1 protein-coding gene and 1 rRNA gene are annotated in these 1,578 nt (G+C 55.4%); one reads left to right on the forward strand and one right to left on the reverse strand.

Translation table 11 applies throughout. The annotated features are described in order from the left end of the window. Nucleotides 1-263 precede the first annotated feature (263 nt). Nucleotides 264-380: ribosomal RNA gene (gene rrf, locus ACNPM8_RS11425) — 5S ribosomal RNA — on the forward strand. A gap of 450 nt (nucleotides 381-830) precedes the next feature. On the opposite strand, the gene ACNPM8_RS11430 is transcribed toward rrf, so the two are convergent. Next, nucleotides 831-1,578, reverse strand: a 748-nt coding sequence (locus tag ACNPM8_RS11430; RefSeq protein WP_448939862.1) for a hypothetical protein, incomplete at its 5' end; no start/stop codon positions are given.

Here is a 1,578-nt window from a genome sequence, read left to right on the forward strand (position 1 = left end):
GCCCCCAGCTAGACCACTGGGTTGATAGGCAGGATGTGGAAGCAAGGACTAAAGACTTGTGTAGCTGACCTGTACTAATAGGCCGATGACTTTCAACACACAATAAAACAATATTTGAACTGATGATTTCAATGCTGTTCGCGTTCACTATGCGGTTACGAGACAACAACCTCTAGCCAGCAAATACAAGATGAGTTACAAGACTTTGTAGCACCGGAAAACATTGACCAGGAAACGTTTTGGTTTGTGTGCTTCGTGATTGTTACGGCGGTCATAGCGTGGGGGAAACGCCCGGTCCCATACCGAACCCGGAAGCTAAGGCCCACTGCGCCGATGGTACTGCACTCGTGAGGGTGTGGGAGAGTAGGTCACCGCCGGACTTAACTTGAGTAGATGGTTTGAGGCCCTGGTACCGTTTGGTGCCGGGGCCTCACCTGTTTAACCCGTCCCCTGGTAATCGACTTGCTACAGCCTATGGGTTCAGTTTCATGCTGGGCCCTTTTTGTCGTTAACCCCTTTTAGAAGAGTTGAATCTATCAAGGGGCTTCGATCGGCTACGCATGCGTCGATGGCTGGGGGACAACCTTAGGGCCGCCACTGAGTGTCTTGCCACATTGGACCCGTTTCCCTATGGTATGACTCGTGCCTCCCGTAGACTTGAATTTAGATGTACATGCCTCGAGGGCATGCTGAATAGTTAATAGTGAAGTGATTTGCAAAGGCAAACACGAAGGTTGCGGTATTGAGATAGCCGCTGAAGGGGACATTAGATGTCTAACGAATTCCGCCGTAACTCCGACAACGCACGAGGCGACTTCCGGAACTCAGATTCAAACCGCAACAACTCCCGCGATGGCTTCAAGCGTCGCGACGACCGTAGTGATTTCAAGCGCACCGACGATAACCGTGGTGGCTTCCGCGGTGACCGTAATGCTGACCGCGGCGGTGACTTCAAGCGTGATGACAACCGTGGTGGTGGCTTCAAGCGTGATGACAACCGTGGTGGTGGCTTCAAGCGTGACGATAACCGTGGTGGTGGTTTCCGCAATGATGACCGTGGTGGTTTCCGCGGCGAGCGTCGCGATGACAACCGTGGCGGTGGCTTCCGCAATGATGACCGTGGTGGTTTCCGTGGCGAGCGTCGCGATGACAACCGCGGTGGCGGCTTCAAGCGCGATGACAACCGTGGTGGTGGCTTCAAGCGTGATGACAACCGTGGCGGTGGCTTCAAGCGTGATGACAACCGCGGTGGCGGTTTCCGCAATGATGACCGTGGTGGCTTCAAGCGTGATGACAACCGCGGTGGCGGTTTCAAGCGTGATGACAACCGCGGTGGCGGTTTCAAGCGTGATGACAACCGCGGTGGCGGCTTCAAGCGTGATGACAACCGCGGTGGCGGTTTCCGCAATGATGACCGTGGCAGCTTCAAGCGTGATGACAACCGTGGTGGCGGTTTCCGCAATGATGACCGTGGCGGCTTCAAGCGTGATGACAACCGCGGTGGCGGCTTCAAGCGTGATGACAACCGCGGTGGCGGTTTCCAGCGTGATGACAACCGCGGTGGCGGCTTCAAGCGTG

It is taken from the genome of Glutamicibacter sp. AGC46 (assembly GCF_053543715.1).